Here is an 8076-nt window from a genome sequence, read left to right as displayed (position 1 = left end):
CGGCTTCAACCCAGTTGTTGAATTCCATTGGACGGCCACCGATGAATTCTACGTCCAAGCCGATCTTCTTCCATTGTTGGATGTAGTTTTGCCATACTGGAGTAGCAGTCATTGAGTTGGCTCTTACTGCCAAGTGAATTACAAGCTTCTTACCGTTAGGTTGTACACGGTAAGTACCCTTCTTCTTGTAGCCTGCCTTGTCAAGCAATTCGTTAGCTTTCTTAAGGTTATATGGATAACCTTTAATATCGTTATTTCTAAAGTTAGCAAATTGATCAGGCATAAAAGTATTAATTCTGAATGACAAACCGTTGTAGAACTTCTTAGCTACTTGGTCAATGTTCATTGCGTAAGCCATCGCCTTACGAAGGTTAACGTTGTTCATCTTAGCATTCTTGTCTTCAACGTTTACACCCTTCTTCTTGTCAAACTTACCAACCTTGAAACCTAAGTAACTGTATCCTAAGTCTGGCTTACCAATGAAGTTAGTATCAGTCGCACCCTTAGTTTGTTCCCATTGTGAGTTAATTACATTAGCAACATCAAACTTGTGACTCTTAATTGCTTGAGTTACTGAGTTTGTACCGATGACACTCATTTCGATCTTGTCAAAGTTTGGCTTACCACGCCAGTAATTATCATTACGTACGAAAGTTACTGATTGACCACGAACAATCTTTTCAACTTTAAATGGTCCGTAGCCTAATGGCTTAGATCTTACCTTATCACTTGACATTAACTTGGAGAATGGTACATCCTTCAAGTAGTGGTATGGTTCTGCTTCTTCCCAGAAGTATCCGTTACCTGATTGAACCATACCTGGCTTCATTTCCTTAAAGTGCAAAACTACTTTACGGCCACTTTCGCCATCTGGCATTTCGATACCCTTAATTGTCTTGCTCTTGCCTTCGTGATACTCAGCCAAACCAACAATATTAGCTAATGAACCAGTATAACGTTGTGATTGGCTTGCTTTATTAGCAATGATTTCATAAGCAAATTCAACGTCTTTAGCAGTAACTGGCTTCCCATCTGACCATTTAACACCCTTCTTAATTTCAATCGTAGCAGTCTTAGCTTTACGATCAAGCTTAAGCGTTGCAGAACCACTGTCATTAATCTTGTATTGATCATCAACACCAAACAATGATTCCACAACTGGGCCTTGAAGAGTTCCATCAGTTGCAGAGCCACTCAACTCAGGTAAGAAAATACCTGTAAATGGAGAATCAGATTCAATTGCGTATCTAAGAGTTCCACCCTTCTTAATAGCTTTAGTAGGAACTGCTTGTTTAAACTTGTCATGAACAACACCTTTGCTTTGGCTACTGTTTGACTTTGAATTGTTACCACATGCTACTAAACTAAGTGCTACACCTGTGATTAAGGTTACTGCACCTACGTATTTTGCTTTACTCATTGTAAAAGCACCTCACAATTTCTATTTCAAAAATTATTTTCTTGCTTTGTTGTAATAAGAATATAAACCATGTAAATTAAAATTGCAAGCTTTTTACTCATATTTATTTTTATTTTTATTTCTGGTTATACCGTCTTAATAGTATAAAAACGCTGCTTTATAAGCATTTTAAAGCATTAAATCATATTGCTTATTATCATTAATTTTAGTAAAAAAATTCCCACAATAGCAAAAATTCTAATATTTACTATCAATAAGTTAGTGATAATCAATTTTATAAAAAGTCATTTAGATCACTGTTTTATATGGCTTTTATTGTGATTGTTAATTTAGTATCCTTATTTCAAAAAATTAAATTTTATTATTTTATATCTTTAAATATATTTGACAAACATATTTTTTAATATTTAAGATTTTTACTCACTATTATTAGACTTATATTTATAAGCATATTTGTAAATATTTCCTTCAAGAATGCAAAATAAAAGATGCTCCAAACTTTCCTTAAAGGTTGAAGCATCCTTATTTTTTATATATAAGTATCATCAGAAGTAATCGTAAAAAGAAACTCTTCCTTTTACAAATTGCGTGTTAGATTTTGAATTAAATTTTATCTCTCCCAGATTAATCGCATCGTTTAAAGTCAGATTTCCTAGCAATACTTTGGTCCAAGAATTAATGGTACCTGAAAAATCAGGAGTAGCTGTTGTTGTTTCAATTGAATATGTCTTTCCCTTTTTAACTAAAGACCATTTGCCATTATTCCATGGACAATGTTCATCACCAAAAACTTCTATTGTGATCTTCCCATCGGTTAATAGTTTCATTGCTCTCAAGACTTTTGCAACATCGATGATGCGCGACATCATATAAGTATGAATCTTAATATGTAAAAGTTGTGCTTCAGAAAAGAAATATTCCAATTTGCTTTCTTCTGGCATAGTAATTACTATCTGTTTTTCTTCAGAATAATTAACATGCAAGTAACTCAATAAGCCTTGATATCCTTCGCTGCTTATTGAAAACATCTCAGGAACTTCCACGCGATCCTTCTTATTAGACAAAAACATATAAGAAGCTGGTAAGCCAACATGATCATAAAACACCATTAATTTTCTATCTGGATAGTACGTGTTGAGGCGATTCCACCACCAATATGATCGATTGATTGTATTACGTTCGTTGGTATGATGCATTGGTACCTCATATATTTGAGCTGCTCCATTTTGTACCCGAAGATCATCCCAAGTTCCTTCAAGTACTCTACCACCCTCCGGAATTTTTATTCCTTTTAGTGCTTTTGCAGAAAAACTGTACTCTTTTTGCCAAATAGTATTTTCAAAACCATATCTTCTATAGAAAGCTTCTGAAAATGGAGCTAGATTTGCAACTGGAATTCCTTGTTCATGCAAATCATTGAATACTTCTTGCATTAATTTTCCAATATTACTTTTGCCTCTAGCTTCTTGAGACGATGAAACGTAGCCAATTCCCGCAATTTTTGTTCGCTTACGATAAATTCTTGCCTTAAAATTATTTACCATAATGTAACTTTGCAATTTATTATTTTCTACTATTCCATAGCCATCACTGTGTTGATATCTAGAGAGAAAATTCTCATCTTTTGTAAGATCATTCTTTTTTTCAAAAGCAAATTGTACTAGATCAGCTACTTGTTGGAGATTGCTTTTATTTTTTCTCAATTTCATTGTCATCAGATCTCGCTTTATCAATTATCTTTTTAAATGAATTATACCTAACTTTTCTATTAGCAGAAATATTTATTAGTCACATTTCTTTTATTTCATTAAATATATGTAGATGTATATTTATGTTTATATTAATTTGTATTGTGATATATATAATGATGCTTGTATTTAACAGATATATTTATAAATGAAGCAGTAAATAATACTACAACAATAACATTTTCAAGTTATGTATTTATACTTATATTTATTTATATAAATAGTATTATATTTAAAAACATATTTTACATTGTAAATAGATGTGTTATGATAAATAAAAAATATTATCGAAGGTGCTTATATGAAAATTATTTCTTTTGCTGCTATTAAAGGTGGGGTTGGAAAAACCACCCTAGCCTATAATTTTGGTGAATGGCTAGCTAAAAATGGTAAAAAGATCCTCTTTATTGATTTAGATCATCAATGTAATTTAAGTCAAACTTATGATGTTTATGGTGATGAATCTATTGGTACAGTTGCAAACATTTTCTTACAACAAGGAGATGTTACCATTAATCATGTTAAAGAAAATATCGATTTAATTGCTGGAAATATGCATTTAGATGATATTGAAACCAACATCGAAAACATGACTAATAAAAACATGCGTTTGTACATGTGGCTTAACAATAATTACGATGCATTAAACATAGATCAATATGATTACATTATTATTGATTGTCACCCAGATTTCTCTACTGCAACCAAAAACGCAATCATTGTTAGTCACGACATCTTGAGCCCTATTACTCCTTCTAAACATGGGTTTGACGCCAAATTTAATTTACAAGATCGAATTGATGATTTAAGGAAAGAAGCTATTGAATTTAGCACAGGTCAATCCTACGTAACTGCACAGCTTTATTACATTGCAAATCTAGTTAAAAGAAACACTTCATCATCAAATGAAATGGTTGCTGCGGTTAAGGATGATCCTACTGTTATTGCGATTATTCCAGAAAAAGAATTATTCAATCGATCGAATTTGGATGCAGTTCCAGTTGTAGAAATGAAAGAAGATACAAGAACGTATAATCGAAACTATAATTTCTTCCAGGATTTTGAAAAAACGTTCAAACAAATCGAAGATAAATTATAATATTAATTACGTGTAGCAAAAATTGCTACACTTTTTATTTGCTCTTTTCCTTGCAATCGTTATTACAGCAGTATTTATCAGAAGTATTATTTATAAATATAAATATATTTCTTATTATGTTGATATGTTAATTGATAAATATTTATGTAAGTATTGATGTATTTATAAATATGTATATTATTATAAATCTATTAATAACTATATTTTATAAATATTATGATGGATATATCATATAAATAGTAATATAATTACTCATGTTAATAAATTGATACGGAGGTATTTTATTATGGCTTTTAATGGTCCAAAACCAAATGCTTTTTCAAACAGTAAAGAAACTCATGTGAAAATGTCTGAAGCTTTGAATAATCATCCGGAGATTCCTGAAACTTCACAACCCACTCCTGCTATTTCTCAAGTGAATTATTCATTGCCTACAAAAACACCAATCCAAAAAGAAAAAGTAAAACCTTTTACATTCACATTAAAACCATCAAACAGAAAAGCGTTAAACAAAATTGCAAAAAAACATGGTTTTACATCCACTAGTGCATTTCTTGATGAATGGATTGAACAAAATAAAGATAATTAGTCAGTAACCAAAGATTGAAGTATTCTTTCTTTTAGTTTTTTATTTGAAATGATAAAAAAGGATCCAATATTGGTATTAATCATGTTCTGAAAATCTGAATTAATTTTATTCAATTTTTTGTTCTTTTGATTTGTAATACATTTAAAATTTTTTCTTTAAGGACTAGAATACTAGTGATCGCAAGTTGGAAGTCTTTTAAATCCATTTAATTATAAACCCTTTATATAACCCTTTTACCTTTTAGGCTATTCTGAAAGAGGCATGATTAAAAGGATTTCTGGACTTAATAAAAGACACTCCATGGGACGTCACCTTATTAAAAATAGTTAATTAGGCCTAATCTATCAGGATTTAGGCTATTTTTTTATCTAAATTAATAAGGGTGACTTCTTATGGACCTGTAATATTAATGACTTTCTGCAATAAAGATTAATATATCAGGCTTTTTAGCTTAAAATAATGGAACGACGTATCATGGAATTGTTAAGCGACGTAATATGGAGATAAGGGTGACGCATCCTGGAAAGGCATTTTTAGTAGTTAAAAAAGGAGTGACATCACGTGGAGTAGATTTATCCACAAAAAATTACAAAGAGTGACGTCTCATGGATCCTTTACCCACAGGGAAAATTTAAATAATGCTTATATAAGACGACGTGATATGGATAACTATATGTAGTATGTTCCATTCTATGAAAGCATGAAAATATAGGATTCTAAAAAATAAAGATATCTACATATTGTGTTTACTGCTTTTATAATAACTAATAAACGACGTAATATGGAGTAAATCTGAAAATTATTGATATTCTTAATTTACAGGCTTTTTGCTTGTTAGTAAATATTTACTCCACGAGATGTCACCTATTAAACTCTAAATAAGAGTGACGTCACATGGAGACAAACTTATTTTTAGTCGCTAAATACCACAAGATATTGTAGTGAATATTATGAAAACATTGATATTAAGAGACTAAGATTTTCGTTTCAATCAAAATATAGAGAAATGATGCTGAATTATTAATAAGGGTGACGTAGTATGGAGTTACTATTATTAACGACTTCATATGGAGGAATAAGAGTGTCATCTCATGGAGCTTTACTTTAGGATTTTTTATTAACGACGTGATATGGGGCAAAAAAATAATAAGGGTGACGCGTTATGGAACGAATTTTAATAAGGGTGACGTCATATGGAGCAAATTTATAAAAAGCTATTGTTATCTCTTAAAACTTAAGCTATATTAACCTTAATCAAAAGGAACGACACTAATATTCTTAAGTCGTTATTGGAGTGAATGTAATGGCAACAAGAAAGCGACCTGTACAAAAAATAATCAAAATTGATAATCGGTTCAACGACGACCCTATTTTTGAACCAATTGATAGTTTACCTGAGATAAATAGTAATATTTTTTGGCTTATTGCTGCACAAGTGAAGGATCAAGGTGGTAATAGAATCACTTTGTCACCAGATCAAATTAAGCGTGAAGTTGGCTATAATAGCCATATTTCAAATAAACAAATTGCTAAAAATGTTGATGATACCTTTTCCCGCTTATTGACTATTCAATTATCCAAAGAAGAAAAAGACCAAAAAACTGGACACATTAATAAGATTCGCGAGAATATTTTTAAACGATCTGTTGTGGATACTGATACCTTGGAAACAAGTGTAGAGGTCAGCGACAGCTTCTTGTACTTGTTCAATCACTTGGAACATTGGACTAGATTCTCTATTACTCAGTACGTCAGACTGCATTCTAACTATTCTCGTAAGTTATTTAGACTGCTAAAACAATGGAGAACAGTTGGCCGTAAAGAATATAAAATCGACGACTTCAGAAAGAGATTGCAGATCCCAAAATCATATCGTCCTACTGACATTGATCGACGTGTATTAAGCCTATGTATGGAGGAATTGTGTGCAAATTTCCAAAATTTCAAGATTACTAAGAATTATCGTAAAGGTGTGCGCGGTAGAAAATTAGATTCATACATTTTTACTTGGGTGCCCGAAAAGAATAATCAACAAGACGTTTATTATGACAGTAGTATTGAGGACACAAATTCCGTTTATTACATCAAGTCTAATCCATATATGACGGAGGAAGAGAAATTTAGGGCTTTAGACAGGTTTTATGGCTTTACATTGGGTACTAGTGCTGAGGAGTACAAAGAAGGCCATTTGCACTCATATTTCTTGCCTAATAAGTTACATAAGCGTACTCGTAGAACCGTTTTTCATCGATCAGATTTAAAATCATTGACTCAATATAAACACGCTCAATTTGCTCAGTTATTAGCTGTATATAGAGAAGTTAATAAAAAAGGTTTTTTGACACCAGAAGATCAAGAAGACATGCAGCTCTTGCAAATGGGTTATGAAAAATCCGCTATGGATAGAGAGCGCGATCAAATTAGTGAAAAAGAACGACTTAAGAATCTAGAAAATAGAGCATTAGACTTACAAAAACGACGTGAAGATGAACAATTTTCACTTGATTTTACTAATGCAGGTAAAGACTTGAACGATAGTTTATCCTTATTTGATGTTGATAATTTATAAAAAATAAATACCGGGAAGTATTGATATAAATGCTTTTCGGTATTTTTATATTTAGAAATATAAGTATAAAGTACATTATATTAATAAGTAGAAGTACAAGGGTATAAATAAATATACTCATATTACTACTTATAATTGTTAATTTACAGTACACTTATAAATATAATGATAAAATAAATTGTTCTCCAAATGACGTCGTTTTAAATATAATAAAAAATATATTTATACAGATAATTGTGAAACATATCTATAATTATATGTCCACGTATAATATCAAGTATATATATAAATATATTTATTGAGAAATAATAGGCTAACAATTTTATCCAACAGACGTCGCTGATTAAAAGGCTAGTGTTTTGACGTGAAAATTTAGCGATTAGAGTCAAAAATACTGATAACTAAGCTATCATTATTAAGAACGACTTCAGATGGAATGGTTTTTAACTTCATATTAGAGATAGTATTCGACTTTCGTTTTAAAATGGATCGTTTGCTTAGTAGAGTAAATTAATTTTAGAGAAATCAAAGCTTTTCGGCCAGTTATATTTTTATAGTGATAATTAGACGCATAAATATAAATGCAAATATATGTATATTTCATATTGTGCTTATAAATATATTTTTTCAGTAAGCGTTATGATTTCAAAT

General features: G+C 30.9%; 5 protein-coding genes. 3 read left to right on the top strand and 2 right to left on the bottom strand.

The genetic code is table 11. The annotated features are described in order from the left end of the window. Together BN52_RS01820 and BN52_RS01815 are read right to left on the bottom strand one after the other, a co-directional pair. Nucleotides 1–1420: oligopeptide ABC transporter substrate-binding protein (locus tag BN52_RS01820; protein ID WP_040473305.1), on the bottom strand; the 1420-nt coding region annotated here is incomplete at its 3' end. 545 nt (nt 1421–1965) lie between these two features. Next, nucleotides 1966–3129, bottom strand: a complete 1164-nt coding sequence (locus BN52_RS01815; protein WP_008472394.1) for a GNAT family N-acetyltransferase — start codon at nt 3127–3129, stop codon at nt 1966–1968. A 340-nt stretch (nt 3130–3469) separates the two neighbouring features. On the opposite strand from BN52_RS01815, the gene BN52_RS01810 reads away from it, so the two are divergent. From BN52_RS01810 to BN52_RS01800, 3 genes are all read left to right on the top strand, one after another. After that, nucleotides 3470–4267 (top strand): ParA family protein, encoded by a 798-nt coding sequence (locus BN52_RS01810; protein ID WP_008472393.1) that lies wholly within the window; start codon nt 3470–3472, stop codon nt 4265–4267. A gap of 286 nt (nt 4268–4553) precedes the next feature. Next, nucleotides 4554–4856, top strand: a complete 303-nt coding sequence (locus tag BN52_RS01805; protein ID WP_008472392.1) for a hypothetical protein — start codon at nt 4554–4556, stop codon at nt 4854–4856. Between the two features lie 1303 nt (nt 4857–6159). After that, nucleotides 6160–7425: a replication initiation protein gene (locus BN52_RS01800; protein ID WP_008472391.1), complete on the top strand. Its 1266-nt coding sequence runs from the start codon at nt 6160–6162 to the stop codon at nt 7423–7425. Nucleotides 7426–8076 lie beyond the last annotated feature (651 nt).

This window comes from Lactobacillus gigeriorum DSM 23908 = CRBIP 24.85 (genome assembly GCF_000296855.1).
GTDB lineage: Bacteria > Bacillota > Bacilli > Lactobacillales > Lactobacillaceae > Lactobacillus > Lactobacillus gigeriorum.
This window is presented reverse-complemented; position numbering and strand designations above follow the sequence as displayed.